Below are 26948 nucleotides of genomic sequence, written 5' to 3'. Positions count from 1 at the left end.
CGCATCTGCACAGAATGTACCTATGCACAGGTGACGGTGAGGCCGGGCGGGGGATTTGCTTCCGCTACCGCAACCAGGTCCGCCCGGACATGTCGTCGTCCCCCTCCGGCCGCGGTGGCCTGGGACGACGTGGCTGGCGTTGCTCCCGCTGCGGTTCCTCGTCGTCGCGGGCGCCGAGCTTCGTCGTCCTGTTCGGCTGGGGCGCCTCGTCCTCGGCGTCGTCACGGGCGCCGAGCTTGAGCGTCCTCGCCGGGTTCGGGGCCTCGTCCCTGGGCTCCGGCTCGGGAGCCGGAGGCGGCGGCACGGTCGACTGCGGCGGCACCGCGGGTTTCGGCGGCAGGGCGGGTTTCGGCGCCTCGGCCTGGTTGGTCTCGCGTGCCTGGTGGAACTCGTCGCCGCCGAGGGAGAGCGTGCGCTTCGGCTTCGGCCGGTCCTCGTCCGCCTTCTCCTCGGGCTTGTCACCCTCGGCGGCGGCCTGCCTGACCTGCTCGTCCAGCTCCCGCCGGGTGCGTTCCTGGCGCTCGAACATCTCGTCGACGGCCTCGTCGACCTCCGAGGAGCGCTCCCGCACCGCACCCAGCGCACGCAGCCCTTCGGCCGCGATCCCCTCGACGCGGTGCGGCGCGGCGAGGTCGACGTCCAGCAGGCTCACTGTGCCTCCCGCGTCTCGAGGTCGTCGTCGCCCAGCACGCCGTGCATGCTGTAGACCGGCTCACCGGAGTCGAAGAGGTCACCGTGCACGCTCCAGCCCGAGCCTGCCCGGCCGGGTTCGCCCCCGCCGCTGCCGGTGGCCCCGCCCATCATCGGCAGGCCGGCGCCCGCCATGCCAGTGGCCTCGGACGACTCCGTCGCCGCGTCGTCCGGCACGCTCGCGAGCCCGGCCTCTCCCTCGGGCTGGTCCGCCTCCAGCACACCGGACAGCGAACCGCCCTGGTCGCTGGTCCACGCCTGGGCGTGGGTCTCCTGCCCGGTCGCGGCCGGCTGCGCGGCCGGGCCCGCCGTGGCGGAGGTCGCGGGTTGAGCCGGTTCCTGCGTGGCGGCGGGCTGTGCTGCTGGTTCCCGGGCGGCTGGTTCCCGCGTGCCCGGCTCGGTGTGCCGTGTGTCCGGCACGGGAGCCGCCGTCGCGTCCTGCGACGGGGAGACCGCGCCAGGCACGGCCCCGTTCGTGGCTTGCCGCGCGGCGGCCTGGTCGGGCTGTGCGTCCGCCGCCGAGGTGTCAGGTTCCTCGGGGAAGTCGAGCGTGTAGGACTTCGGCGCGCCGGTGCCGTCGTCGACCGTGATCGAGATCGAGTCCGGCGAGAACAGCGGCCGCTCGGCGGTGATCGTCACGTCACCGTCCTTGATGACGCACTTGCCGTCCGACCGGGCGGGCACCTGCTCCACGCCCTCTTCCGGCTCGGCCTGCTGCCCTTCGGTACCCGGCTTCGGGCCCATGCCGCTGGCCGCGTCGAAGTCGAGCGCGTACGACTTGGGCGTGCCGCTCCCGTCGTCCACGGTCACCTTCACGTGGCCCTGACCGTCGGGGCTGCTGACCGAGATCGTCCGGTCGCCGTCCTTGATCGAGACGGTCTCGGCGGCGGCCGGGTCGGTGGCCTGCGCGGTGTCGGGCTCGGCGGCGGCCGCCGCGACCGGCTCGGGTTCCGGCATCGGCTCGGGCTCGGGCGCTGGGCCAGGTGGCGGCATCGCGACCTCGCCGCCACCACCACCGGGCCCCGGGTAACCGGCGCCGGGGCCGGGGCCGGGCGAACCGCCGCCTGCTCCCGGGCCGGGGTCGCCGCTCGGCGCTCCGGCCGGGGCCGTCGCGCCCGGCACCGACAGGGTGGAGAAGACCTTGACCTCGGCGATGATCCGGAGGTTCTCCAGTGCCGCGTCGAACGCCTCCCCGACCCTGGTCTTCAACTCGTCCGTCGCGACGTACCAGTTGTGGATCTTGCCGCTGATGTGCGTGCGCTCTTCGTACGCCTCGTCGACGAGGTAGTTGTACTGACCGATCACCACACCCGGGTTTCGGGTGCAGTCCCACTGCGTGACCTGGTCGAACAACCGACGGTTGGTCAGCTTCCCATTGATGACCCCGACCTGTTCGTCGTTGTTGTACAGGCAGTCCGAGATGGCCGTTTGCGAACCGCAGTTCTCGACCAGGAATTCCGCGTCGTTCGCCGACAGGCGCCACCAGTCGTCGGGTTTCGAAACCTTGTCGAAGACCAGGTGCTTCTCGACCGTGTCGTCGCGGTAGGTGGTGAACATCTGCCGGGTGCCGTCGGTGGCGGCCTTCATCCCGGCCGCGGTGGTCTCGACGGCGGCCGCGTAGTCGTCGAGGGTCTTCTCGACCTTCTCGATCTGCAGGCGGAACGCGTCGTACGACTCGCCCTTCCACTCGTGGGCGATGGTGTCCTTGCCACTCTTGATGACCGCCGCGACGTTCCGGATGGCGGCGACGAGACCGTTCAGCCGCGCGACGTCCTTGTCGATCTTCCCCCAGCGGACCGTACAGACCTCGGCGCGCTTGTTGCCCGCGGACGGGTCCAGCTTCAGGTCGAGCTTCTCGTTGTAGGCGGGCACAACCTCGTCGACGACCTTGGTCAGCGGGTCACCGATGAGCTCCCAGGAGTCGCCGTCGTCCCCGACCGCGGCTACCGCGTTGTTCATCGCGGCGACGGCGTTCGGCAGTTCGAACTTCATTCGCCACCTCGGGAGTCGATCTCCACGGCCTGGACGTTCTGCAGCCCCGTGGTGTCGGCCTGGACCGTCAGGTCGGCGCCCTGCGCGATCTGCCCGCCGATCTCGGCGAGGTGCGTGGACAACTTCCCCAGGTCCTCGGCGATCGCCGCCATGTACGTGTCGAAGTCGGTCCCCTGCTCCTCCCAGGCGCGGCCGAAGTCGCCTGCCTTGGCAGAGGTCTGGGCCACCGTGGCCTGGACTTCCGCCATCTGGGCGCCTGCCTGGTTGAAGACCTCCGCGAACGCGCGCATCGCCTCGGGGTTGTACTCGAAGCCGTCAGACATGTGCCGTGACCCCCTCCTGGTCAACGAACCCCCACAGCGCACGCAGACACGGATCGTACGCCTGCGCACACTGCTGGCAACATACCGATCCGATGTTGCGATCGGGGGTGGATTGGGGGATTTGTAGACGGAAAGTGCTGGTCAGACGGCTGCGCTGACGACGCCGACCAAGCGTTGGGCTGCCTTCTCCGCCACCTCGTGGGACGGGGCCTCGACCATGACGCGGACGAGTTGCTCGGTGCCGGACGGGCGAAGCAGGACGCGGCCTGTCTCGCCCAGTTCGGCTTCCACTTCGGCCACCGCTTCGCTGACCGTCGTGGAACTGGTCACCGCTGACTTGTCGGCGACCTTCACGTTCACCAGGACCTGTGGGAGGCGGGTCATGACGCCCGCGAGGTCGGACAGGGGGCGGCCGGTCTCGGCTACCCGGGCCATCAGGCGCAGGGCGGTCAGCAGGCCGTCGCCGGTGGTGGCGTGGGCCGGGAGGACCACGTGGCCGGACTGCTCGCCGCCGAGGGAGAAGTTGTTCTCGCGCAACGCTTCCAGCACGTAGCGGTCGCCGACCGCGGTGGTGCGGAGGTTGACGCCGTGTTCGCGCATCGCCAGGTGCAGACCCAGGTTGCTCATCACCGTCGCGACCAGGGTGTCCTCGACCAGGTCGCCGGACTCCTTCATGGCCAGTGCCAGCACGGCCATGATCTGGTCGCCGTCGACGACGTTGCCCTCGGCGTCGACCGCGAGGCAGCGGTCGGCGTCGCCGTCGTGGGCGATGCCCAGGTCCGCCTTCTCGGACAGCACCGCGTCGCGCAGGACGTCGAGGTGGGTGGAGCCGCAGTCCTGGTTGATGTTCTCGCCGTCGGGCAGCGCGTGGATCGCGATCACCTCGGCGCCCGCTTCGCGGTAGACCCTCGGCGCGGCGGCCCACGCTGCGCCGTTCGCGCAGTCGACCACGACACGCAGGCCGTCGAGGCGGTGCGGGACCGCCTTCAGCAGGTGCTCCAGGTACCGGTCGAGCGCGTCGGCGATGTCGTACACGCGGCCGACACCGGCGCCGGTTGGGCGCGTGAACGCGACACCCATGTGGGACTCGATCTCGTCCTCGATGAGGTCCGGCAGCTTGTGCCCGCCCGCGGCGAACAGCTTGATGCCGTTGTCGGGCATCGGGTTGTGCGAGGCGGAGATCATCACGCCGAGGTCGGCGCCCAGCTCGCCGACGAGGTGCGCGACCGCGGGGGTCGGCAGCACGCCGAGCTGCATGACGTCGGCGCCGGCGGAGGTGAGCCCGGCGGACACGGCGGCCTGCAGCATCTCACCGCTCGCCCTCGGATCCCGGCCGACGACGGCGATCGGGCGGTGCGAGCTGTCGTGCTCGGCCAGCACTCGCGCCGCGGCCGCCGCGACGGACAGTGCCAGCTCAGGGGTCAGATCGGAGTTCGCCAGCCCGCGAACACCGTCGGTACCGAACAGCCGAGCCATCGTTGGCGATTCCTCCAAGTGGGGTCCGGAAAGCAGCGAACGCCGCGCCCGGTGCATCGCACATCCCGGACGCGGCGTTCCACTACAAAGCCAGCGTGTTCGCCGAGCAGGCCAAGCCCACCCGGCCGCTCCGCATCAGCGCTTCGAGTACTGAGGCGCCTTGCGGGCCTTCTTGAGGCCGTACTTCTTGCGCTCCTTGACCCGCGGGTCACGGGTGAGGAAGCCGGCCTTCTTCAGTGCCGAGCGGTCCTCGAGGTCGAGCTCGATGAGCGCACGCGCGATCGCGAGGCGCAGCGCACCGGCCTGACCGGTGATGCCGCCGCCCTTGAGGTTGGCGCGGACGTCGAACGCCTCGGGCTTCTCCAGGATGACCAGGGGCTCACGGATGAGCTGCTGGTGCACCTTGTTGGGGAAGTAGTCCTCGAGGGACTTGCCGTTCAGCGTGAACTTGCCGCTGCCCGGGGTCAGCCGCACGCGGACGACGGCCTCCTTGCGGCGGCCGACGGTCTGGGCGGTCTCACCGCTCACACGCACGGGACGCGGTGCTTCGGTCGCCTCGACCTCGACATCGACCTCCACCTCCACGGGGGCGGTTTCCTCGGTGGTCTCAGGGGTGCTCAATGATCCTCGCTTTGTCCGACTTGATGGCTAGCAAGTCCATTTACCTGCTGACCTTGGCGATCTCGAACGGCTTCGGCTGCTGCGCGGCGTGCGGGTGCTCCGGGCCGGCGTAGACCTTCAGCTTCTTGCCCTGGGCACGGCCGAGCTTGTTCTTCGGCAGCATGCCCTTGACGACCTTCTCGAGCAGCCGCTCAGGCCGGGTGTCCAGCAGATCGCCGAACGACTGCTTGCGCAGACCGCCCGGGTAACCGCTGTGCCGGTACGCGAAGGCCTGGTCACGCTTGTTACCGGTCAGCACGACCTTGTCCGCGTTGACGATGACGACGAAGTCGCCGGTGTCGACATGCGGAGCGAAGGTCGGCTTGTGCTTGCCCCGGAGCAGCGTGGCGACGTTCGAGGCGAGCCGGCCGAGGACAACGTCCTCCGCGTCGATGACATGCCAGGTGCGGGCCACCTCACCTGGCTTCGGGCTGTACGTGCGCACGGATCTACCTCGTCGTCATTTGCGTCAGGGTGCATGTGCGCTCATACGGGCATACGCCCGCGCCGCGCAACAACACAGAAAGATACCCGCCGTCCCGAGCGAGGGTCAAAGCGGCCCCCACACAGCGGGTGGTACCGCGCACTATCGTGCACGTCGACGGCGTGTTCCTGCTGTTCTGCGAGGGGTATGTGAGATGAGGGTCACCAGGGTCACCCGTCGGCTGGCGTGCGTGGTCGTGTGCGCCGCCGTGGCCGCCGGCTGCGCCCAGCCGACGACGGGCAGGCCGGTGGCGGACCGCGCGAGTGCCGAGCAGGCCACCGCGGCGGCCGTGAAGCGCGGCATCGACGCGTTCCAGGACCATTTCACGAACCTCGGCGACGAACACGCCAGGGTCTACAACTACCTCAACTTCGGCGACACGAAGATCACGACCGAGCACGAGTCGTACAAGGTGGGCGACCCGGTCGGGATCCTCCAGAAGCGGCGGTTCGCGGCCGACGGCGACTGGTCGGAGCGGGTCACGCCGCCCGGGTCGAAGGTGGACTTCATCAAGCTCGACGCCGACCACGCGTTCATGGCGCCGACGCCGTGGGTGTCGGTGCCGTCGATCTACGCGGACGGGTTCGAGACGTGCTTCCTGCTGACCGCGTGGGCGGCGTGCAATGTGGACACCTCGATCGGGCAGACGGCCCTGGACGTGCCGGACGAGCAGCCGAGCGAGGCACGGGCCACCGACGACGGTTTCGAGGTGACGACGGGTGCGCTGCTCGGCGTGATGCTCGACGAGGGCATCGTGTCGGTCCCGGAGGACCAGCGTGACGCGCTGACCGAGCGGATGCGCAAGACCGTGGTGCCGGTGACGATCCGGCTCGACCACGCGATGGAGTTCACCGGCCTGGTGGTCCGCGGCACGGTCACCGACGGCGACGCGCCGAAGCTGGAGATCCAGCTGGAGTACGAGGTGCTCGGGGAGGCGGCGGAGTCGGACATCCCCGACGCGCCCGACGCGGCCGAGGTGACCGCCATCACCGGTCAGGCGGCGCTGGACGCGTTCTGGGAGAAGTTCAACGACCGCACGCCGCAGGAGTGACCACTTCCGACAGTGCACACGGAACGACACAGTGCACACGGAAACATCTGGTGCACACAGCGAGTGGGGCCCAGGATTGCTCCCGAGCCCCACTCGCAGTGTTCAGTTGACGAACGGTCGAGCTCACTCCCAGCGGGAGGCGTTCTTCTTCTCGGCGTCGCCGTAGCCCTGGGTGGACTGGACCACCGCGGTCTCGATCCGGGCCAGCGTGCCACGGAGGCTGTCGGCGGCGTCGAACCACTTCTGCTTGGTGACCTGGAAGCCCTCGCTCGCGCCACCGCGCCAGTCCTGCTCCAGGTTGCGGATCTGCGACCCGAGGTCGGTGAGGTTGCCCTCGATCGCCGAAACCTGGCCGCGGATGTCGCCCGCGAGCTGCTCCATCGAGCCGAATGAGACCTTGATGCGATCAGTCATTTCTCTTTCTTTCTCCTGAGTTTGGAAGACGAGGGTGTGCTGTTACTGCCTGGCTCAGCCGTCGAGCGTCGCGGCGATCGCGGAGACGTCAGCAGCCGCTGCGTCTTCCTGCTGCTGGTACAGGGTGGCCGAACCGGTGACCTGCTCCGAGATGGTGCTCAGAGCGGTGTTCAGGTTCGTGAAGTCGTTCTGGTACGCCGTCATCAGGTTGGTGAAGGCCATCGCGGCGGCACCGACCCACTGACCGGCGATGGCGTCGACCGCCTGCGCCAGCTTCCGGCCGTTGTCCATCAGCAGCTCGTTGGTGTCCATCATCTGACCGGCAGCGGTCAGAAGTTCGGCTGAGCCTGTCTCGAAGTCACTCATTAGAAAGAAACCCCCTTCATCGGGTCTTATGGTCGTACAAGCTCTTGGGTTCGTACGCCTCCTGCGACGTAGACCCTGCCACGTTCGGTTCCACGTTGTCGTCATCTGCTCGGAGGTCGTTGCGAGCGTGAACGCGCATCGCGATCGCACAAGGAAATCACTGGGCTGAACGGTGGCCGGACCCGTGCGGGGCGGGGTCAGTCCGACCCTTCGCGGCGACGCTCGGAGAAGGTCTCTGACCTGCTGGTTTCGGGTTCCACGGGCTCGAACACGGCACCCAGCATGCCGTCCGGACGATAGGATTCGACGGTTGCGTCGAGGAGGATTCGCTGTTGCGAAAAGTCCTCGTCGTCGTCACTCGTCCGAGCCGGTCCGGCACTCGGTGAATCGATCCGGCCCATTTTCTCGTCGTCGGCCGGTTCGGCGACCCCGGTTTCGGTTTCGGCCGGTTCCCCGTGCGCGTCGACATCGAACAGGACCCGGTGCTGGGAGAAGTCCTCGTTCTCCCGCACGGGTTCGGCCGCAGGCTCTGGCAGGCGGGCGAGCAGGGCGTCCGGACCGGGCAGCTCATCGACGGGCAAACCGTTGGCAGCGCGGAACTCCACGGCCTGTGCCCTGGCCTGCTCCGACGTGGGTGTGACCTCGCCGCGGCGAACTCCGCGCAGTTTTCCGGTCTTCGCCTGCGCGCCGAGCTCGCCGGTGCTGCGGCGGAACTGCTCCGACGTGGCTCTCGCCTCACGCGCCGCCCGCCGGGCCCTGGTCAACGCAGTGTCGACCTCCGCCATGAAACGCCGTGCGGCCTGGGGGAAACCGCCGCCATCCTGCCCGGTCATGCGGGCAGCGTACCCAGCTCACTCGGTGATGGTCACTGTTCGCACGATCGTCTCGCAGGCGGTGGCCACGGCGTCGGCTCGGGTGCCGCCGTTCGCGCTCTGGCACCCGATGCTCACCTGGGTGCGGCCTTCGAAGAGGACGTACCAGTCGACGGTGGCGTCCTTGTTGGGCAGCGACTGCCGGTAGTGGATCACGTCGCGGCCCGCGAACGTCGCGGCCGCGTCGAACCCGGAGAACGCCGCGCCCGCGGCCTGGAAGTCGCCGCGCAGCTTGTCCACGGCGCGGGCCCGGTCCTGGGTGCTGTCGAACGACAGGCGGATCTCTTCGACGAACACCACGTCGTCGCCGGTCTTCGCCTCGGCGGGCTTGATCTCGGTGCGCAGCTTGGCGGCCTCGCCGCCGGTCTGCACCCAGCCGTCCGGCAACGCGAACTGGTACTCGTACTGGGCGATCACCCTGCTCGGCTGCGTGGTGGCGGCCGACCCCTTCGGGTTGTGTTCCGTCCTGTTGTCGCCGAGCAGGACGACCACCACGCTCGCGACGGCGGCGAGCAGCGCGGCCGTGCCACCCACGACCAGCAGCTGTGTGCGGCGCGAGCTGGGCGGGGCGGGTGGCGGGGGCAGCACGGCGCTCGGCCGCGGCGGTGCGACCGGGCGGTGCGCGGGTGCGAGGCGGCGAGTCTGCTGCTGGTCGCGGGGCACCAGCACCACCCCAGAACCGGGGGTGTCCTGGGTCGCGGTGGGGGCGACCGCGAGCAGCGCGCCGCGCGCCACCACGGTCTCGGGCTGGTCGAGGGTGGTCGGCACGACCCCGCACCGCTGGTGCACGAGCCGCGACACCAGCGGGATCCGGCTCGACCCGCCGACGAGGAAGATGCCGGCGAGGCCGGCGGGGTCGAGGCCGGCCTCGGCGATGGTGGCGGCCGTGAGCCGGGCCGCGCGGTCCACCGGTGCCGTGATCAGCCGTTCCAGGTCGGGCCTGGTGACGTGCACGTCGGGGAACGGCGGCGGCATCGGCACGTCGGTGTAGGTGTGCCGGGACAGGGACTCCTTGGCGCCCTGCACGTCCTGGTGGATGACCCGTCTGCGTCTTCGGTCGGCCAGCTCACGGCCCTCGACGAGGGTGCGCCAGCCGTCCGGGTCGGTGGCCGAGACGACCGAGCCGACGTGGTCGAGCAGCAGCTGGTCGACATCGGCGCCGCCGAACGTGTGGTCGCCCCTGGTGGCCAGCACCTCGTACGCCGGGTGACCACCGCGGACCACGCTGACGTCGACGGTGCCGCCACCGAGGTCGAGCACGGCGAGCGCGGCCCCCCGCCCGCCCTCGGCCGGGAACCGCGCGGCGTGGAACACCGCGGCCGCGACCGGTTCCGGCACGAGCACGATCCGGCCGGCGAGCCCGTTGCCCGCCTGGCGGAGCACCCGCGTGCGGATGCCGCCCCAGTCGGCGGGGTGGGTGAGCACCAACTGGTCGACGGCGCCGCCACCACCGACGCGGCGGGCCTCGTCGACCGCGCGGCGCAGCACGGCCCGGACCACGTCGCGCACCATCACCACGCTCGCGCCGAGCAGCAGCTCGGTCTCGTCGATGCGGCGCTTCGGGTGCGGCTCGTAGCGGGACGGGTCGATCGCGGCCTGCCGGTCCGCCTCCGGCCCGACGAACACGCGTCCGTCCGGCCCCGCGTACACGGCCGAGGGCAGCAGCGGCTGCCCGTCGAACGTCACGACCTGCGGTTCGCGACCCGGAACCGCGATCGCGACACAGGTACTCGACGTGCCGAAGTCGACCGCCACCCGCATTCGCACCCCTGACCGTCACCGCCAGTGCCCAGTCCGGATGGTAGTGCGAACGCGGGGCGCGTCAGTTGTCCGGCTGGATCCAGGCCACCTGCATCAGCTGCTGGCCCGTCTTGCGGCTGACCATGGTGCCCCGGCCCGGCGGCAAGGCCGACGGCTTGACGGTGCCGATCAGCGCGCCCTCGGACTTGTCGCCGCTGCCCTGCAGAGCGGGCTGTGCGATCTCCTTCAGCTTGCCGAGCACCGGGTCGTACATCGCGCGGGACGCACCACCGGTGCGGCGCGCGGCGATGACGTGCAGGCCGACGTCCTTGGCCTGCGGGATGAACTCGGCGAGCGGCTGGAGCGGGTTGTTGCCCTGCGGGCACACCAGGTCGTAGTCGTCGCAGATGATGAACAGCTCCGGGCCCTTCCACCAGGACCGGGTCTTGAGCTGTTCCTGCGTGACGTCCGGGCCGGGAAGCCGTTTCTGCAGCGACTTCCTGATCTCGGAGATGGTGCCGGTGAGCTGGTTCGACGACACCGCGTACGCCAGCAGGTGCTTCGTCTCGATGAAGCCCAGCATCGTGCGCCGGTAGTCGATGAGGACGATGACCGCTTCCTTGGGCGTGTACCGGTCGGTGATGCCCCGGACGATCGTGCGGATCAGGTTCGTCTTGCCGGACTCGCCGTCCATCAGCGCGAAGAAGTGCGGGTCGGAGTCGAAGTCCAGGTACATCGGCGCGAGCTCGTCCTCGTTGACACCGATCGGGACGAGCTTGGTGTCGCGGAACTTGTCCTGCGCGAGCAGCTCCTCGTAGGGCAGCTGGTCGGGCAGCAGCCGCACCTGCGGCGCGCGCCTGCCGCGCCAGCCGTGGTTGATCTTCGCGATGGCGTCCTGGACGCCCTGTGCGACGTCATCGGCACTGCTCGACCCGTCGATGCGCGGCAGGCCGACGAGGAAGTGCAGCTTGTCGCGGGACAGACCGCGGCCGGGATGGCCCTCCGGCACGTTGACCGCGACCCGCCGGTCGACCTCGGACTCGCTCGCGTCACCGAGGCGCAGCTCGAAGCGGGTGCCGAGGAGGTCCTTCATCGCGGGCCGGATCTCCGCCCACCGGTTGGCGGTGACGAGCACGTGCACGCCGTAGGACAGGCCCTGCGCGGCGATGTTCAGCACCTGCGACTCGATGGCCTCGAACTCCTGGCGGAAGTTCAGCCAGCCGTCGACGACGAGGAACACGTCGCCCCACGGGTCCTCCCGCAGCTCACCGCGGCGCTTGCGGTTGCGGAAGTCGGTCATGGAGTCGATCTGGTTGTCGCGGAACAGCTGCTCGCGGGCGCCGACCAGGCCCGCGACCTCGGCGACGATGCGGCGCACCTTGTCCGGGTCGAGACGGCCCGCGACACCACCGACGTGCGGCAGCCCCTGCAGCGTGCCGAGCGTGCCACCGCCGAGGTCGACGCAGTAGAACTGCGCTTCCTCGGCCGTGTGCGTGAGCGCCATCGACATGATCAACGTACGCACGAGCATCGACTTGCCGGACTGCGGACCACCGGCGATCGCCGCGTGCCCGGCGGCTCCGGAGAAGTCGGCCCACAGCAGGTCACGGCGCTGCTCGAACGGCTTGTCGATCAGGCCGAGCGGCGGCTGGAGCCTGCCGTTGCCGAAGAAGCCGGCCGGCGACAGGCCGCGGTCCTCGGTCGGCTGCAGCGGTGGCAGCAACGTGTCGAGCGAGTTCGGGGTCTCCAGCGGGGGCAGCCACACCTCGTGCGCCGGCGGGCCCTGGCCCTGCAGCCGGGACACGATGACGTCCAGCTCGCTGGGCTCGGTCGGCTGGTTCTGCTCCGGCCGCGGTGCTTCCTGGACCTGCTCGACCGGCTTCTCCGGCTCCTTCGGGATCTCGATGTAGTCCGGCACGAACAGCTTCGCGCGCCGGTCACCGGAGACGACCGCGGCCGGGCCGACGGTCTGGATGCCCGCCGGGCGGTACGGCCCGGACACGTAGGACGCCTTGAACCGCACCATCGTCGACGTGTCGAACTTCAGGTAGCCGGAGCCCGGGATCGACGGCAGCTCGAACGCGTCCGGCACGCCGATCGCCGCGCGGGACTCCGCGGCGGAGAAGGTCTTCAGACCGATCCGGTAGGACAGGTGCGAGTCGAGACCACGCAGCTTGCCCTCCTCGAGGCGCTGCGAGGCGAGCAGCATGTGCATCTGGAGCGAGCGGCCCAGCCGGCCGATGGCGACGAACAGGTCGATGAAGTCGGGCTTGGCGCTCAACAGCTCGGAGAACTCGTCGACCACGATGAACAGCGCGGGCAGCGGGTCGAGGTCGGCGCCGTTCTCGCGGGCCTTCTCGTACTCCCACACGTTCTTGAAGTTGCCGCCGTTCTTCAGGGCCTCCTGGCGCCGGTTCATCTCACCGGCGAGCGCGTCCTTCATGCGGTCGACCAGGGTGAGCTGGTCCTGCAGGTTGGTGATCGTCGCGGCGACGTGCGGCGCGGAGTCGAGACCGAGGAACGTCGCGCCACCCTTGAAGTCGACGAGGACGAAGTTGAGCGTCGTCGACGAGTGGGTGGCGAGCATGCCGAGCACGAGCGTGCGCAGGAACTCCGACTTGCCGGAACCGGTCGCGCCGATGCACAGGCCGTGCGGGCCCATGCCCTCCATCGCCGCTTCCTTGATGTCCAGCTCGACGGGCTGGCCGAACTCGCCGACGCCGAACGGCACGCGGTACCGGTCGCGGATCGGCCTCGGCCGCCACGCCTGCTGCACGTCGAAGGTCATCGGGTCGCCCGGGATGCCGAGCAGCTCGAGCAGCGTCGGGTTGGACAGCAGCGGCTCCTCGCCGCCATCATCTGCTGCCGCCGCACCCAATCGGTACGGCGAGAGCTTGCGGGCCAGCGCCTCCGCCTCGGCCACGGTCATCGTGTCCGGGTCGGCGAACCACTCGACACCGCTCGCGGAGCGGGCGCCGAGCCGGTCCTCCTCGACCACGAGCCGCAGGCCGCGGCGGGCGGTGAGGTTGCCGAGGCTGTCGGACAGGTCCATCAGCGTGACGCCGACGAGGCCCTCCTCGAGGATGATCTGCTCCTCGCGGGTCACCTCGCCGTCGTCGATGACGATCACGACCTGCGGCTGGTCGGGCTGCGGCGGCGCGTTGCGGGTGAACCGCTGCCGGTCGCGCAGCTCCTCGTCGAGCCAGTCCTCCACCTGGGCCAGCGAACCGGCCATCATCCGCATCGGGCCGATGCCGTCGACCATCGTGGGGTGCTGGGAGTGGGGCAGCCACTTCGCCCACTCCCACTCGGCCTTCGCACGGCCGGAGGTCACCACGGCGATCAGCACGTCGTCGGGCGTGTGGAACGTCACGAGCTGGGCGAGCAGGGCCCGGGCGAGCCCTCGGGTCAGCTCCTTGTCGCCGGAGAGCCCCACGGCCGCGAAGCCGCGGATCGCGATCTGGATCGGCAGCTCGGGGACGATCGAGTGCGCGCGCACGAACCGGCGCAGCGCCAGCGTGGCGATCGGCTCCAGCTCGTCGACCGGGCCGGTCTGCGGCGGCACGAGCCGGGTCGCGAGGCGCTGGCTGCCGCGGCCCGCGCGCAGGTGGCAGAAGTCGGGGTCGGACTGGCGGCGCTCCCACATGCGGCGGCTGGTGGCCATGGACCACAGCGCCTGCGGGTCGGGGTGCACCCACTCGAGCGCGGAGCGCTGGTCGAGCGAGGCCTCGCGGGCCCGGTCGCGCATCTGGCCGAGGTAGCGCAGGTAGTCCTTGCGGTCCTCGTTCATCTCGGCCTTCTTCTGGCCGCCGCCGCGCCCGCCCTGGCCCATCATCCCGACCATGGAGAACATCATCATCATCGGGAACAGCAGGGTCACCGGGTTGCGGCCGATGGCGCCGCCCGCGGTGAACATCAGCGCCATCATGCCCAGCATCGCGACGACCATCACGACGGGCATGAGCTTCATCAGGATGTTGCCGGGGATCACCCGTGGCACCTCGGGCGGCGGCTCGAGATGGACCTCGCCGCCTGGTTGCCGCGGCGCGGCAAGCCGGGGTGAACGCTTGAACTGAAGCGTGCTCACCGATGTCCCCTCAATCCTGTCGATCCCCAACTTGTCCGAACCCGCGCACACGCCGGGAACGGCAAGGCCATACTAGGGGCCGCCACCGACAGCGATGGGTGGTTATCGAAAGACGAAGAGTCGTGAGCGTTGAGGGGGCTGCGGGGTGGCTACCGGTACGACAGTGTTCAGCCGGGTGACGGTGGTTGCGCCGAGAACACGCATCGACGTCGCCCTGCCAGCCGGGGTCGCGGTGGCAGACCTGCTGCCCATGCTGCTCGAGATGGCCAAGGAGGCCACTCCGGACGGTGGCGCGCGGCACGGCGGCTGGTGCCTGGCGAAGCTGGGCGACTCCCCGCTGGACCCGAGCCGCACGCTCGCGTCGCTCGGCGTGGTCGACGGTGAGCTGCTGCAGCTGCGCAAGCGCGCGGAGAACCCGCCGCCGCCCCTGTACGACGACGTGGTGGACGCGATCGCCGAGTCCTCCCCGGACAGCTACCGGCCGTGGACGAAGCAGACCGCGAACCGCATCGGCTACATCGCGGGCGCGCTGGCGCTGGTCGTCGCGGCCATCACCGTGCTGATGACGGGCCCGCTGTTCGGCGGCTCGCACGTCGGTGCGGCGGTCGCCGCCGGTGCCGCCGCGGTCGTGTGCGTCGCGCTCGGCGCCGTGATCGCCCGCGGCTACCAGGCCGAGACCGCGGGTGTGCTGATCGCCGCGGCGGGCGGGCTGCCCATGGCGTTCGTCGCGGGCCTCTACATCGTGCCCGGCGCGACCGGGCGGGCCAGCCTGCTGCTCGCGTGCGCGCTGGTGCTGATCGTGGCGTCGGCGTCGATCATGCTGATCGGTGCCGGGGTGACCACGTTCGTCGCGGCCGGGTCCGCCGCGCTGATCGGCGTGCTCGCGTTCGCCATCGGCACCCTGATCGCACACCCGGCGGCGGGCATCGCCGCCGGTACCGCGGCCGTGTCGCTCGCCGCGCTGTCGGTGCTGCCCAGGGTCACGATCCAGCTGGCGCGGCTGCCGCTGCCGAACGTGCCGGGCAGCGCGGAGGACCTCAAGGAGGACTCGGGCTTCCCGGACTACCGGTCCATCGAGCGCCGCGCCGGTCTCGCGCACGAGTACATGACCGGCATGATCATCGGGCTCGGCACCGCCGCGGCGATCGCGTCGATCATCACCGCGAGCAAGTCGGACGTGTGGGCCATCAGCATGGCCATCGCGGCGACGCTCGTGCTGCTGCTCCGCGCCCGGACCTACGCCAACGGCAGCCAGGCCATCGCGCTGCTGGCCACCGGCATGCTGTCGGCGGCCGGGATCATGGTCGGCTGGCTGATCGGCGCGGACACCTTCGACCGGCTGCTGTGGGTGTTCGGCACGCTCGTGCTGATCGCGGCCGCCGCGCTCGTGCTCGGCGTGATCTTCCCGGAGCAGCGGTTCTCGCCGCCGCTGCGCAGGACCGTGGAGATCATCGAGGCCATCTGCATCGCGGTGCTCCTGCCACTCGCGCTCGCCGTGATGAACCTCTACGCCACGCTCCGGCACGTGAACATCCTGCGCAACTGAGGAGACCGCCCGTCATGGCCGCTACCCGACGCACTCGGGTCCTGTCCGTGCTCGCCGCCACCTCGCTGGCGCTGGTGACGGCCGCTCCCGCGGCCGCGCAGCCCGCCGGTTCCACCGAACCGTCGAGCCCGCCGTCGGCGGCCGAGGAGCAGGGGCTCGCGACACCGCCGCCGCTCCCGCCGGACTTCCCGACGCCTGCCGACTCCGGTGAGCCGGACCGCGCGTACACGCCGAAGACGCAGTGCGTCGCCTCCAAGGGGTCGACGGCGCCGCTCGAGCACAAGCCGTGGGGCCAGGACCTGCTGCGGTTCGAGGACGTGTCCGACTTCGCCACCGGCAAGGGCCAGAAGGTCGCCGTGATCGACACCGGCGTGTCGCCGCACAACTACTTCCAGAACCGCCTCGAGGGCGGCGGCGACTACGTCATCAAGGCCGACAACGGCCTCAAGGACTGCGACGGCCACGGCACCGAGGTGGCGGGCATCATCGCCGCGAACCCGCAGGACGAGACGATCGGCTTCCGCGGCATCGCGCCCGACGCCGGGATCGTCAGCATCCGCCAGTCCAGCGCCAACTACGAGTTCAAGGACCCGGACACGAACACGAGCGTGTCGGCGGGCAACCTGGGCACGCTCGCGCAGGCGATCGTGCGCGCGGCGAACACGCCGGGCGTCACCGTGATCAACATGTCGGTGGACTCCTGCCGTCCCGCCTCCTTCGGCCCGATCGCCGACCCGGAGCGGCAGGTGCAGGCCGCGCTGCGGTACGCGGTCGAGGAGCGCAACGTCGTGCCGGTCGCGTCGGCGGGCAACCTGCCGGAGGGTGACTGCAAGCAGCAGAACAGCCCGGACCCGAAGAACCCGACGTGGCTCGTGATCCCGCCGTGGTTCTCCGACTACGTGCTGTCGGTGGCGGCGATGACCGAGGACGGCAGCGTCGCGGAGTTCTCCATCACCGGCCCGTGGGTGAGCGTCGCCGCGCCGGGCACGGACATCATCTCGCTCGACCCGGCGAACCCGGCCGGTCTCGCGAACCAGACGGTCGACGAGAAGGGCAACGCGCAGCCGATCCAGGGCACCTCGTTCGCGGCGCCGTACGTGGCCGGGCTGGCCGCGCTGGTGCGGCAGCGGTTCCCCGAGCTGAACGCGAAGCAGGTGATGGACCGGATCAAGGCGACCTCGTCGCACCCGGCCGCCGCCGGCGGACACGACAACCTCGTCGGCTACGGCATGATCAACCCGATCGCGGCGCTGACCGCGTTCATCCCGGCGGAGGAGAACATCGAACCGGACGCGGCGGTCGACGTCCCGTTCGAGATGCCACCGCCGTACGAGCGCAACTGGACCCCGATGCAGGTCGCGATGATCGGGTCCGGCGGCGGTGTCGGAATACTGCTGCTGACGCTGTTCGTGGTCCACACGGTCAAGCGCAACCGCCGCGACGAGGAAGAGCAGCCCCGCTCCCGGATGTAGTGGGCGCCTTGGCTTTCAGCGGGTTTTCAGTGCCAGCTTGCGGACCGCGTCGCGGATTTCCTGGCGGGGCAACGGGTTCACGCTCATCCACTCCGCGTCGCCTGCCAGCCGGTAGCGGCCGCGTTCGGTGTCGAGCCAGCGCAGTTCCTCACCGACGCGCTGCCACTGGTCCTCGGTGTCGTCGCGGCGCGCGACGCCGACCTGACCGTTGCCCAGCACCGGCTGCAGGTGCGACACCATCCGCCGCGACACGCGGTCGTCGATCCCCTGTGCCGCGAGGACCTCGTCGATCTCCTGCGCCAGCAACGGTTCGCCGCGGTCGACGAGCGCGCTGAACGCCGCCTCCAGCGCCCGCCTCGGCAGGCTGAACGGCGCGGTCACCGGGGCCTCCAGCCGGGGCACCAGCCGCACGAGGTCGTCGATCGCCTCGTCCAGTGTCGCGGCCTTCATCGCGATCATGCCGTCGTCCGACGCCAGGTCCTGCGTCACCAGCAGCGCCTCGTCCCGGTGCACCAGCACGGCGGCGGCCAGCAGCACCTCTTCCTTGGCCAGCACCATGTCCAGCACCCCGGTGCACGACCGCAGCAGGAACACGAAGTCCTCGGCGACCCCCAGCGGGCCGTTCTCGTCGGCGAGCCCGCGGGCGGTCAGCTGCTCACGCGCGGACCGGAACAGGGACCGCTGTTCTGCGTCGCTCGTCCCGGATGCCGGGATCTCCAACGGGAAGGGGGCTTCGACCTCGGCGAACACGCACAGCAGGTCCACCTCGACCGGGTGCAGGGGCGTACCCGCGTTGACGCGCAGTTCCATCGGGTCAGGTGTACCGGTGTCTGGTCGCGTTGTCTGCGTCCGTCTGGAGGTACGTGCCGGCGGTGTGTTCTGCCGCGAGCACGAACTCCTCCATGTGCGCGACCGCGACGTTCAGCTGGCCGCGCAGTCCCTTCTCGCTGCCCATGCGGTCGGTGAACTTCTCGGCGAGCTCCTGCCCGGTGGGGCTGGTGCCGAGCATCGGCGCGTAGTCCGGGGTGGACAGGTCCTCGACCTCGCGGGTGATCGCGTCCAGGTGCCTGCGCACCTCGGCGACCGCGTCCGCGAACGCCCGCACCTGGCCGGGGTCCACGGCCCAGCCAGCACCCGACCCGGACGGCTGCGACTCGTCGACGTACATCCGTACCTTCCCCTCAGAGCCCGATCACCGGCGGCGCGGCCTTGAGGTCCGACGCGAAGATGTCCTCCTCGATCGGCACCCTCCTGCGGTGCTCGCCGTCCTCCTCGTCCTCGCCGCGACGGCCGGCCGGACCACCGCCCATGCCACCGCCGAGGGCACCGGTCTTGCTGAACCGGCCGCGACCGCGGTACTCGCGGTCGCCACGGCCACCGACGCCACCCATGCCACCGCCGGGGAAACCCGCACCGCCACGTCCGGCACCGCCACGACCGGCACCCGCGCCACCTCGGCCAGCCGCACCGCCGCGACCACCCGCGAGCGGGCCCACCGCGCCCGCACCGCGACCGCCCATGCCCGGCATCGCGCCGAAGGGACCGGTACCGAGGCCACCGCCCGTGCTGCCGCCACCGCCACCGAAGCCGGGGAGACCGCTGTTGCCCGGCGTGAGCCCGGTCAGGCCCTGCCAGCGGCCTTCCGGTGTGCCGGCGAACGAGGGAGCGGTGACGTTGCCGGGGTCGATCGGCGGACGCGGGATGGTGATGCCGCCGCCGCCCGCCCCGGGTGGCAAGGGCGGGCCGCCCGGCCTGCCGATGCCGTTGTCCGGGTCCGGCAGCGGGCCGGTGCCCGGGTTGCTCCCGTCGGACGGGACGCCGAACTGCGGGGTGGTCTGGTCGATGCCGAGCAGGGCGCCTTCGTAGCGCTGCATGGTCTGCACGGCCTTGCGCTTCATCTTCTTCTTCTTGGACCCGAAGCCGAACACGCTCGCGATGCCGCCGATGGCGGCGCCGAACGCCGCGCCGATCGGCCCGGCCACCATGAACCCGGCCGCCGCGCCGCCACCCGCGGTGCCCAGCCAGTTGTTCTTCGGCATGCCGGGCATGGTGTCCTGCGCGGACCGCAGCGCGCCGCTCGCGTCCATGATCGGACCGGACATCCGCTGCGCGGTCTCGCCGAGCTCACCGATCCAGCGCGCGTTGGTGGTGACCTTGCGGACCGCGTCGTCCGCGGCCGTGCCGGTCCAGAAGTTCATCAGCTTGTCCAGCGCCCGCGACAGGTCGTCGGACGCCTTCGACACCGCGGTGCCGTGCCTGCTCCACTCACCCGCGAGCGCGTTGAGCTGGGCAGGGCTCGACCGCTCGGCCACCATCTTGATCAGTGTCTCGAGGCCGAAGCCGTTCCAGTTCACGCCGCCGTTGACCCACAGGTCGTTCTCCTCGCGCCTGCGCCTGCGCTCGTCCTGCGCATGCTGCGCGGCCTCCTGCGCACGACGCCGCGCTTCCGCGACCTGCTGGAGGATCTGCTCGAAGCCCACGCCCCTGCCCCTCCCACCATCGATTCCGATGGTCACGGTAGCGGATGGCACCGACGGAGAGCAGGCGAACAGGTCTCAACTTTTCGCAGGCAAATACCTAACCGCGAAGTGACCGTGCCAAACCGCGCACCGCGGCCGCGAGGTCGTTCCCGTGCATCGCGTTGACCGACAGCCAGCCGCCATCAGCGCCCTCGCCCGAGCCTTCGACCAGCTGGAACCGGCCGCGCCCGGTGTCCAGCCAGCGCAGCTCCTGCCCGACGCGCTGCCACTGGTTCGCGTAGCCGCCCCTGGTGGCGAGGCCCATCTGCCCGTTGCCCAGCACGGGCTGCAGGTGGGTGACGAGCCTGCGCGCGAGCCGGTCGTCGATGCCGTTCGCGACGAGCAGCTCGTCCCACTCGTCGCGGCCAAGCGGGTCGTTCCCCCGGCTCAGCAGCACCCGGTAGACGCGGTCCAGCGCGGCCTTGGGCAGGGAGAAGGGCGCGGTCAGCGCGGCCCCGTGGTCGGGGATGAGGCGCAGCAGCTCGTCGACGGCGTCGTCGAGGGGCAGCTCCGCCATGCACAGCTTGCCCGCACCGGTCAGCTCCTGGGTGGTGAGGACGGCGAGGTCCTGCCTGGCGAGCAGCACCGCGCCGAGGGTCTCCCCGCCGACGGACAGGACGAGGTCGAGCGTCATCGCGGCGTCCTGCAGCAGGTAGGCGAAGGCCTCGGCCACGCCGAGCGGACCGCGGGCGTCGGCGAGGCCGCGGGCGGCGAGGCTCTCACCGGCCGCGCGCAGCACGGCACGGCGTTCAGTGGTGGTGGCACCGGCCGAGGGCACGCGAAGGGGGAACGGCGGCGCGGACGCCGCCGCCGAACACAAGAGGTCGACCTCCGCCGCGCCCACGGTCACGGCCGACCTGGCGCTGATGATCATCAGCCAGGCTTGCCCCGGCCGTGCCCGGCCGGCTGCTCGTCCTGCCGCTCACCAGGCTTTTCCTCCTGGTCACGGTCCTGGTCACGGTCCTGGTCACGGTCCTGACCGTGGTCCCGGTCGCCCTGGTCCTGGCCGTCCTGCCCTTGAGCAGGGTCGTCCTGATCGTGGCCGCGACCGTCTTCTCCGCGATCCTGGCCACGGTCGTCCCGGCCCTGGTCCTGTGCCTGGTCGTCCTGGCCCTGGCCGCCCTGGTCGCGGTCGGTCTCTTCGCGGTCCTGGCCGTGCTCGTCCTGGCCGTCCTGGTCGTGCCCGTCCTGGTCGTGCCCGTCCTGCTCCTGCCCGTCCTGGCCGTGCCCGCCCTGCTCCTGCCCGTCCTGGCCGTGCCCGTCTTGGTCCTGCTCGTTCGGGTCCTGCTCGTTCTGATCGTGGTCTTCGTCGTGGTCCTCGGCCTGGTCGTCCGCGGGCTCCCCGGGCTCGTCCTGCCCGTGGTCCTGGCCGTGCTCCTGCCCGTGGCCGTGGCCGCCCTGGTCGTAGTGGTCGTCCCAGGGTTCGTCGGCCCACTCGACCTCGAACTTGAACTTGTCGACGTTCTCGACGGCGTTCTCCTCGGACGTCTCGTACGCGCGGGACGCCTCCTCCGCCGTGGCGACGAACCGCTCCATGCGCGCCATCGCCTCGGTGAGCATGGCGCGCAGGCCCTGCTCGGCGTTGAGCCGGTCGTCGAACTTCTTCGCCAGCTGCTGGCCGACGGGGCTGGTGCCGAGCTGCGGGGTCAGTTCCGCGCCCTGCATGCGGTCGACCTTCATCCGCACCGCGTCGAGGTACGAGCGGGCCCGCAGGACCGCGTCGCCGAACGCGCGGATCCGGTACGGGTCGACCTCCCAGCCGCCGGTGGACTTCTCCGCCGGGGCGGCCATGGTGGTCGCCGGCGCGGCCGTGGTCGCGGGCGCCGGGTCCGGCATGGCCGGAGGCGGCGGCGGTGTCGCCACGTCCGGCGCCGGGGTGGTCGCCTCCGGCATCGGTGGTGGCGGTGGTGGCGCGGCCGCGTCACCGGTCACCTGTGCGACCCACGCGTTGCCCTGGTCCCCGTGCGCGATCGGCTGCGTGACGTCGCTCGCCTTGTCCCCCTGTAAGACCGCGAACATGTTCTCCGTGGACATGTGTATCCCCTTGGTTCCCTAGAGACCGATGACCGGCGGTGACGCCTTCTCGCCCGTGTCGAACGGGTCGTCCGCGTCGAAGGGAACTCGTCTGCGGTGAGCCTGGCCCGCCCCCTGGCCGCCCATGCCCATGCCCGCCATCGGGGCCATGGGCCCCATCATCCCGCCGGCCCCCGGCGTCCCACCGGACGCCGGGAGCACACCCGCGGCGCCGGTCGGGAACCCACCGCCACGGGCGCCGCCGCCGAAGCCTGCTGTGTCACCGATGGTGCCGCGGCCGCTGACCGCGCCACCGGGCAGCGCACCGAAGCCGCCGGACGTGCCGGAGCCGCCGTAACCGCCGGACAGGCCGCCGCCACCACTGAAACCGCCGCCACCGCCACCGCCGTCGAACCCGCCGGGGCCGTGCACGGACGAGGTCGTCGTGTCGTTCATGCCGGTCAGCAGCTGCCAGCGCAGGTCCACGCCGGCCGCGATGTTCACGGTGCTGATCCACACGTCGCCATCCGGCGTCACCTCGACGTCGTCGACGCGCGGCCGCAGTTCGGTGCCCCGGCCCTCGAACTGCGGCGTGGCCTGGTCGATCCCGACCGCCGCCTGCTCGAAGCGCTGCATGGTCTCGATCGCGACCCGCTTCAGCTGCTCCTGCTCGGCCTGCGCCTGGAAGGCGCTCTCCGAACCGGCCGCGGTCGCACCGACGGCGGCGCCGAGCGGGCTGCCCTCCGTTACGAGCTGGGCCCGGCCCGCGCCCTCCGGCGCCGAGCCCGGCACCACCGCGGGCGGGGTCGGCGGCAGCTTGGGCATGGCCTCCTGCGCGGACTTCAGCGCGCCCGCCGCCTCCTCGATGGGATCACCCATGTCCTTGGCGGTCACGCCGAGGTCCCCGACCCACTGCGCGTTGAGCGCGACCGCGTAGCGGGCCTTGTCCGCCGACTCGCCGGACCAGAAGTCCATCAGGTCGTCGAGGGCCTCGGCGAGGTAGTCGGCCGCGTCCGTGACACCGTCACCGGTCAGGCGCCAGTCGTCGGCGAGTCTCTCCAACTGGGGCACGCTCGCCTTGTCGACGACCATGTTGACCAGCTGTTCCAGCGTGAACGCCGACCAGTTCACGCCTGCGCTGACGTAGTAGTCCGACCCCTGTTCTGCCATGGAGTTCCCCGTCCCTCTTCCCCGACTTGCAGTTCCTGACTGTAATGGGTCGTGTGCGGCGAGGGCACTAGTCTGATCAGACGCGCGCCGTACGCTCGATGGTGTGCCGAAGCTGCTGACCGTGTCGGACGAGATTGTCGAGTTCCTGTGGACGGAACGGGTAGCGGAACGTTTCGGTTCCGTCGACCTGGTGCTCGCCGCTGGTGACCTGCCATTCGACTACCTCGATTTCCTGGCGTCCGCGCTCGACCGGCCGCTCGTGTTCGTGCCGGGCAACCACGACGCCGACCTGTCCGGGTATTCGCGGCGGCGCGGTCTGTGGTTGGCCTCCGGTTTTCCCGCCCGCTACCCGGGCCCGGACGGTGCCGTGAACGCCGACGGTCGCGTGGTCGAGGCGGCGGGGCTGCGGATCGCCGGGCTCGGCGGGTCCATCCGGTACAACGACGGGCCCAACCAGTGGACGGAACGGCAGCAGGCACGCCGTGCGGCGAAGCTCGTGCGGTCCGCGCGCGGCCGGCCGGTGGACGTGCTGCTGACCCACTCGCCGCCGCTGGGCGTCGGCGACCGGGACGACCCGCCACACCGCGGGTTCGCCTGCCTGCACACGGTGGTCGAACGGCTGAAACCCACGATTTTCGTGCACGGCCACATCCACCCGCACGGGCAGCCCGTTCCTGATCGGTCCATGGGCGAAACCCGGGTGCTGAACACGGTCGGATACCGCATCCTGGACGTGCCATGAACCGAGACACCGGCTTCCCTGTAGCCGACGCCGAGAACGACTTCCTGCGGGCCCGCCGCAGGCAGGTCCTGTCGCGCCTGGCCGCGTGGCTGCGCCGCCAGCCCGACGACGTCAACATCATGCTGCCGTTCGACGAGGTGGTCGCGGCGCTGTCCCGTACCGGGGAACGCCGCCTCGGGCTGCAGGTGATCACATTGGACTCGATCGTCGGCAGTGTGGACCGGCAACGGGAGTTCGACCGGCGGTTCCGGCCGACGTCCGGGCAGGTGCGGGAGCGGTGGCAGCGGCTCGCGCTGGCGCAGCGGCGCGGCGAGTCGATCCCGCCGATCGAGGTGTACCGGGTCGGCGACATGCACTTCGTCGTCGACGGGCACCACCGGGTGTCGGTGGCGCACGCGCTGGGGCTGAAGACGATCGACGCGTACGTCACCGAGGTCATGACCCGGCTGTCGCCCGGCGGGATCCGCTATCGCGGCGACCTGCTGGTGAAGGACTACCGGCGGATCTTCCTCGACCGCGTGCCGCTGATCGGCGAGGCGCGGCGGGCGGTGTCGCTGACCGACCCCTGGGACTACGCGGAACTGGCGGAGTCGGTGGAGGCGTGGGGTTTCCGGCTCATGCAGGACGAGGGGCGCCACCTGGACCGTCCCACCGTCGCACAACGGTGGTACGACGAGGAGTTCGTGCCGGTGGTCCGGATGCTGCGCCAGGCCGGGATGATCGAGACGCAGACCGAGGCCGAGGCGTACATGTGGGTCGCGTGCGAGCGGTACCGGCTCATCAGGACACACCGCTGGGACGACGACGTGATCACCGCGGTGCGGGAAGGCAAACGTCGCTGACTTTGTCAACTCGAGTTTGCCCAATTGTGGACAACTCGACCCTGTGGACAACTTTTTTTGCCATTCGCGGCACCTGGGCGATTCTCGTGGTGCGCCGCATTCCGCTGCGCGCCACACAGAGGGAGCCCACAGGAAATGAAGAAGATCGTCATCCTGATCGCGGTGGTCGCTGGTTTGTTCGCGGGTGCCGCGCCCGCTTTCGCGCAACCCGAACCGGAACCGTGCGAGCGCGGGGAGTTCTGCCTGTGGCCCGGCGAGAGTTATCAGGGTGCGATTCAGCGCATCGCGCTCGAGAACACCAACCCGGGGGAATGCGTGTCGTTGCCGGAGGGAGTCGACGCGCGGTCCTTCGCCAACCGCACCAAACGCCCCATCACCGTCTACCAGGGACGCGACTGCGCGACGGAAGGCGAGTTCGACACCTATCCCGGCGGCGGCACGTTCGTGCCCGCGGCGCCGTACGTGGTGAGAGGGGTGCAGATCTGGGAAAACTGACTCACCGAGTGCACCCGGACGAGTGGCTCGGCTGAATACCTGAGGCCGGTCTCAGCCCTGATGCGGGAACGTGTAAGCGCGTGCGCGCGTTGATCCACGTGGTGATCCGCTAGGGGGTGGGCGATGGACCGCGACCCGAGCACGACCGGGGCCCGGCGGGGTCCCTTGCTGGGCGGGTTCGTGGTCCTGACCGCCATCCTGTCGGTGGTGTCGATCGTCGCGATGGTGCGGTCCCTCGCGACGATGACGTACCTGAACATCCACTTCCGCACCGAGGTGGACCCGTTCTCGCGCGCGGTCAGCTACTACGTGTTCTACGGCGACGGCCGCGAGGAGTTCGCCACGTCGGCGATCGTCCTCGCGGCCGGGACACTGACGACGCTTTCCGGGTTGCGGTCCGCGGGCCTGACCCTCGGTGTACCCGCGACCACGTTCTTCGCGATCTGGTGCACGAGCCTCACGCTGTGCGCGGTCTTCCCGACCGACAACAGCAAGTCGATCACCAGCGTGTCGGGCCTGATCCACCAGATCGCGGGCGCGTCGCTGTTCGTCAGCCTGCCGCTGGCCGGGCTGTCGCTCGCGAAGCGGCTGGTGGCGCAGGTGCACTGGGCCCCGGTGGGGCGTGCGGTGCGGCGCATGGCGGTGGTGGCGATGGCCCTGGCGGCCACGTACCTGGCCACGCGGCTGCCGGACGTCTTCCCAGGTCTGGCGATACCAGGCATGCTGGACGGACGGGGCATCTCCGGCCTCGTGCAGCGCGCGCTGTTCGGGCTGGAGATGCTGATGTTGATGGCGCTCGCGGTCCACCTGTTGCGGGTCACGGTCAGCGCGGCTCGCGAGCGAGGCACAGCAGCACGAGCCGAGGTCGCCGGATGATCGCACTCACCACCCAGGCCGCGATCTCCGGCGCGCCCGAGAACCGCGGCCACCCGGCAGCGCCCCCGACAGGCGCAGAGCGAGGTCACCGCACAGCCGAACCCACCAAGTCCCGGGGCACAGGGAACACCGCCCAGAACCCCCATGACCTGGCGGCGCCCGCCAGGACGGCACGAGCCGAGGTCGGCGGATGATCGCGCTCGCCATCGTGTTCGCGGTGCTCGGCGCGTGTTGCAGCGCGATCGGGGCGCACCTGCAGCACAAGGGTGTGCGGGCGGAGACCAGGGACACCGGCCTGAAGTTGCGGGGCGCGGCCGCGCTCGTGCACAACCGCACGTGGCTGGCCGGGTTCGCGGTGCTGTTCGCGTGCGCGGTCCTGCAGATCCTGGCACTGGCACTGGCGCCGGTGACGATCGTCGCGCCGATCGTGGTGCTCGCGCTGCCCGCGGTGGCCGTGCTGAACGCACGGTCGTCCGGCGAGCGGCTCGACACGACGGCGATCGTCGCGATCGGGGCCAGCACGCTGGGGGTGGCGGTGTTCGTGGCGCTGGCGTCGAGCCGGGCGACGGCCGTGCACTTCCCCAGCCCGGCCGTGCTGCTGGCGTGCCAGATCATCGCGGGCGCGGTGCTGCTGTTCGGCGTGATCGGTGCGACCAGCAGCGGGCTGGCCCGCTGCGTGGCACTGGCGACGGGTGCGGGCGCGGCGTACGGGCTGGTGTCGGTGCTGGTCAGGGACGTGACGTACACGTTCCAGACCGACGGCGTCCGCGACATCCCGCCACTGTCGGTGACGGGTCTGGTGCTGGCGTTCGCGGTGGGTTCGTGGTTCATCCAGCTCGCCTACGCGAGCGGCCCGCCGGACATCGTCGTCGGCTGCCAGACGGTCCTGAGCCCGCTGGTGGCGACGGCCATCGCGATCGGCCTGCTCGACGAGACGGCCGACGCGGGCGGGTGGGCCGGCGCCGGCCTGGTGGCCGGTGCGGGGGTGGCGGTGGTCGGTGTCGCGTTGCTGGCGCGCCACCACCCCGAGGCCACGTCCCGGGCGACCCCGCACTCCGCGGAACGCCGCCTGTTCCGCGCGTCCTCCCGCCGCTGACCAGCCCATTTCGGTTGTCCAC

At 70.7% G+C, this 26948-nt stretch carries 25 protein-coding genes; 8 read left to right on the top strand and 17 right to left on the bottom strand.

Going from position 1 to position 26948, the window contains the following annotated elements; translation table 11 throughout:
* Positions 1 to 64: 64 nt before the first annotated feature.
* The 6 genes from FHR82_RS40820 to rplM all read right to left on the bottom strand — a co-directional run bounded on the left by FHR82_RS40820 (position 65) and on the right by rplM (position 5586).
* On the bottom strand, positions 65 to 652 hold the full coding sequence (locus FHR82_RS40820) for a hypothetical protein (RefSeq protein WP_184816013.1): 588 nt from the start codon (positions 650 to 652) through the stop codon (positions 65 to 67).
* Positions 649 to 2682 carry a hypothetical protein gene (locus FHR82_RS40815; protein ID WP_184816012.1) on the bottom strand — a complete coding sequence of 678 codons (2034 nt, stop codon included), beginning with the start codon at positions 2680 to 2682 and terminating at the stop codon, positions 649 to 651. Before FHR82_RS40815 ends, FHR82_RS40820 begins: the two co-directional genes overlap by 4 nt.
* Complete coding sequence (locus tag FHR82_RS40810) at positions 2679 to 3005, bottom strand: hypothetical protein (RefSeq protein WP_184816011.1); 327 nt, start codon at positions 3003 to 3005, stop codon at positions 2679 to 2681. The genes FHR82_RS40815 and FHR82_RS40810 overlap by 4 nt, the downstream gene beginning before the upstream one ends.
* A gap of 141 nt (positions 3006 to 3146) precedes the next feature.
* Positions 3147 to 4481 carry a phosphoglucosamine mutase gene (glmM, locus tag FHR82_RS40805; protein WP_184816010.1) on the bottom strand — a complete coding sequence of 445 codons (1335 nt, stop codon included), beginning with the start codon at positions 4479 to 4481 and terminating at the stop codon, positions 3147 to 3149.
* 135 nt (positions 4482 to 4616) lie between these two features.
* Positions 4617 to 5060, bottom strand: coding sequence for a 30S ribosomal protein S9 (gene rpsI / locus FHR82_RS40800; RefSeq protein WP_184816148.1), 444 nt, complete (start codon positions 5058 to 5060; stop codon positions 4617 to 4619).
* 82 nt (positions 5061 to 5142) lie between these two features.
* A complete protein-coding gene (rplM, locus tag FHR82_RS40795; RefSeq protein WP_184816009.1) occupies positions 5143 to 5586 on the bottom strand; it encodes a 50S ribosomal protein L13 in 444 nt (147 codons plus the stop codon).
* A 193-nt stretch (positions 5587 to 5779) separates the two neighbouring features.
* Here rplM and FHR82_RS40790 point away from each other — a divergent pair, with 193 nt between their 5' ends.
* Positions 5780 to 6676, top strand: coding sequence for a hypothetical protein (locus FHR82_RS40790; RefSeq protein ID WP_184816008.1), 897 nt, complete (start codon positions 5780 to 5782; stop codon positions 6674 to 6676).
* Positions 6677 to 6799: 123 nt separating this feature from the next.
* Here FHR82_RS40790 and FHR82_RS40785 read toward each other — a convergent pair whose 3' ends face one another.
* From FHR82_RS40785 to eccCa, 5 genes are all read right to left on the bottom strand, one after another.
* Entirely contained in the window at positions 6800 to 7090 is a 291-nt protein-coding gene (locus FHR82_RS40785) for a WXG100 family type VII secretion target (RefSeq protein ID WP_184816007.1), read from the bottom strand.
* A 54-nt stretch (positions 7091 to 7144) separates the two neighbouring features.
* A complete protein-coding gene (locus tag FHR82_RS40780) occupies positions 7145 to 7456 on the bottom strand; it encodes a WXG100 family type VII secretion target (RefSeq protein WP_184816006.1) in 312 nt (103 codons plus the stop codon).
* A 197-nt stretch (positions 7457 to 7653) separates the two neighbouring features.
* Positions 7654 to 8289 carry a hypothetical protein gene (locus FHR82_RS40775; RefSeq protein WP_184816005.1) on the bottom strand — a complete coding sequence of 212 codons (636 nt, stop codon included), beginning with the start codon at positions 8287 to 8289 and terminating at the stop codon, positions 7654 to 7656.
* 18 nt (positions 8290 to 8307) lie between these two features.
* Positions 8308 to 10089: a type VII secretion-associated protein gene (locus tag FHR82_RS40770; protein WP_221464888.1), complete on the bottom strand. Its 1782-nt coding sequence runs from the start codon at positions 10087 to 10089 to the stop codon at positions 8308 to 8310.
* A gap of 61 nt (positions 10090 to 10150) precedes the next feature.
* The gene (eccCa, locus tag FHR82_RS40765) at positions 10151 to 14155 is read right to left on the bottom strand and encodes a type VII secretion protein EccCa (RefSeq protein ID WP_184816003.1); all 4005 of its coding nucleotides are present in this window, start codon (positions 14153 to 14155) and stop codon (positions 10151 to 10153) included.
* A gap of 175 nt (positions 14156 to 14330) precedes the next feature.
* On the opposite strand from eccCa, the gene eccD reads away from it, so the two are divergent.
* Both eccD and mycP read left to right on the top strand, forming a co-directional pair.
* Complete coding sequence (gene eccD / locus FHR82_RS40760; protein ID WP_184816002.1) at positions 14331 to 15701, top strand: type VII secretion integral membrane protein EccD; 1371 nt, start codon at positions 14331 to 14333, stop codon at positions 15699 to 15701.
* A 14-nt stretch (positions 15702 to 15715) separates the two neighbouring features.
* On the top strand, positions 15716 to 17173 hold the full coding sequence (mycP, locus tag FHR82_RS40755; protein WP_184816001.1) for a type VII secretion-associated serine protease mycosin: 1458 nt from the start codon (positions 15716 to 15718) through the stop codon (positions 17171 to 17173).
* Positions 17174 to 17188: 15 nt separating this feature from the next.
* On the opposite strand, the gene FHR82_RS40750 is transcribed toward mycP, so the two are convergent.
* From FHR82_RS40750 to FHR82_RS40725, 6 genes are all read right to left on the bottom strand, one after another.
* The gene (locus FHR82_RS40750; protein WP_184816000.1) at positions 17189 to 17983 is read right to left on the bottom strand and encodes an ESX secretion-associated protein EspG; all 795 of its coding nucleotides are present in this window, start codon (positions 17981 to 17983) and stop codon (positions 17189 to 17191) included.
* 4 nt (positions 17984 to 17987) lie between these two features.
* Complete coding sequence (locus FHR82_RS40745; RefSeq protein WP_184815999.1) at positions 17988 to 18341, bottom strand: hypothetical protein; 354 nt, start codon at positions 18339 to 18341, stop codon at positions 17988 to 17990.
* A gap of 13 nt (positions 18342 to 18354) precedes the next feature.
* Positions 18355 to 19653, bottom strand: a complete 1299-nt coding sequence (locus FHR82_RS40740) for a WXG100 family type VII secretion target (RefSeq protein WP_184815998.1) — start codon at positions 19651 to 19653, stop codon at positions 18355 to 18357.
* Between the two features lie 97 nt (positions 19654 to 19750).
* Positions 19751 to 20566: an ESX secretion-associated protein EspG gene (locus tag FHR82_RS40735; protein ID WP_184815997.1), complete on the bottom strand. Its 816-nt coding sequence runs from the start codon at positions 20564 to 20566 to the stop codon at positions 19751 to 19753.
* A complete protein-coding gene (locus tag FHR82_RS40730) occupies positions 20566 to 21726 on the bottom strand; it encodes a hypothetical protein (protein WP_184815996.1) in 1161 nt (386 codons plus the stop codon). The genes FHR82_RS40735 and FHR82_RS40730 overlap by 1 nt, the downstream gene beginning before the upstream one ends.
* A gap of 18 nt (positions 21727 to 21744) precedes the next feature.
* The gene (locus tag FHR82_RS40725; RefSeq protein WP_184815995.1) at positions 21745 to 22875 is read right to left on the bottom strand and encodes a PPE domain-containing protein; all 1131 of its coding nucleotides are present in this window, start codon (positions 22873 to 22875) and stop codon (positions 21745 to 21747) included.
* Positions 22876 to 22978: 103 nt separating this feature from the next.
* Between FHR82_RS40725 and FHR82_RS40720 the strand changes: the two genes are divergently transcribed.
* The 5 genes from FHR82_RS40720 to FHR82_RS40700 all read left to right on the top strand — a co-directional run bounded on the left by FHR82_RS40720 (position 22979) and on the right by FHR82_RS40700 (position 26926).
* The gene (locus tag FHR82_RS40720) at positions 22979 to 23617 is read left to right on the top strand and encodes a metallophosphoesterase family protein (RefSeq protein WP_184815994.1); all 639 of its coding nucleotides are present in this window, start codon (positions 22979 to 22981) and stop codon (positions 23615 to 23617) included.
* On the top strand, positions 23614 to 24459 hold the full coding sequence (locus tag FHR82_RS40715) for a ParB N-terminal domain-containing protein (RefSeq protein WP_184815993.1): 846 nt from the start codon (positions 23614 to 23616) through the stop codon (positions 24457 to 24459). The genes FHR82_RS40720 and FHR82_RS40715 overlap by 4 nt, the downstream gene beginning before the upstream one ends.
* Positions 24460 to 24594: 135 nt before the next feature.
* On the top strand, positions 24595 to 24954 hold the full coding sequence (locus FHR82_RS40710; RefSeq protein WP_184815992.1) for a peptidase inhibitor family I36 protein: 360 nt from the start codon (positions 24595 to 24597) through the stop codon (positions 24952 to 24954).
* Between the two features lie 123 nt (positions 24955 to 25077).
* Positions 25078 to 25830 (top strand): DUF998 domain-containing protein, encoded by a 753-nt coding sequence (locus tag FHR82_RS40705; RefSeq protein ID WP_184815991.1) that lies wholly within the window; start codon positions 25078 to 25080, stop codon positions 25828 to 25830.
* A 190-nt stretch (positions 25831 to 26020) separates the two neighbouring features.
* A complete protein-coding gene (locus tag FHR82_RS40700) occupies positions 26021 to 26926 on the top strand; it encodes a DMT family protein (RefSeq protein ID WP_184815990.1) in 906 nt (301 codons plus the stop codon).
* The last annotated feature ends 22 nt before the right edge of the window (positions 26927 to 26948 follow it).

Origin of the sequence: Actinophytocola algeriensis, assembly GCF_014203735.1 — a bacterium.
Taxonomy (GTDB): domain Bacteria; phylum Actinomycetota; class Actinomycetes; order Mycobacteriales; family Pseudonocardiaceae; genus Actinophytocola; species Actinophytocola algeriensis.
This window is presented reverse-complemented; position numbering and strand designations above follow the sequence as displayed.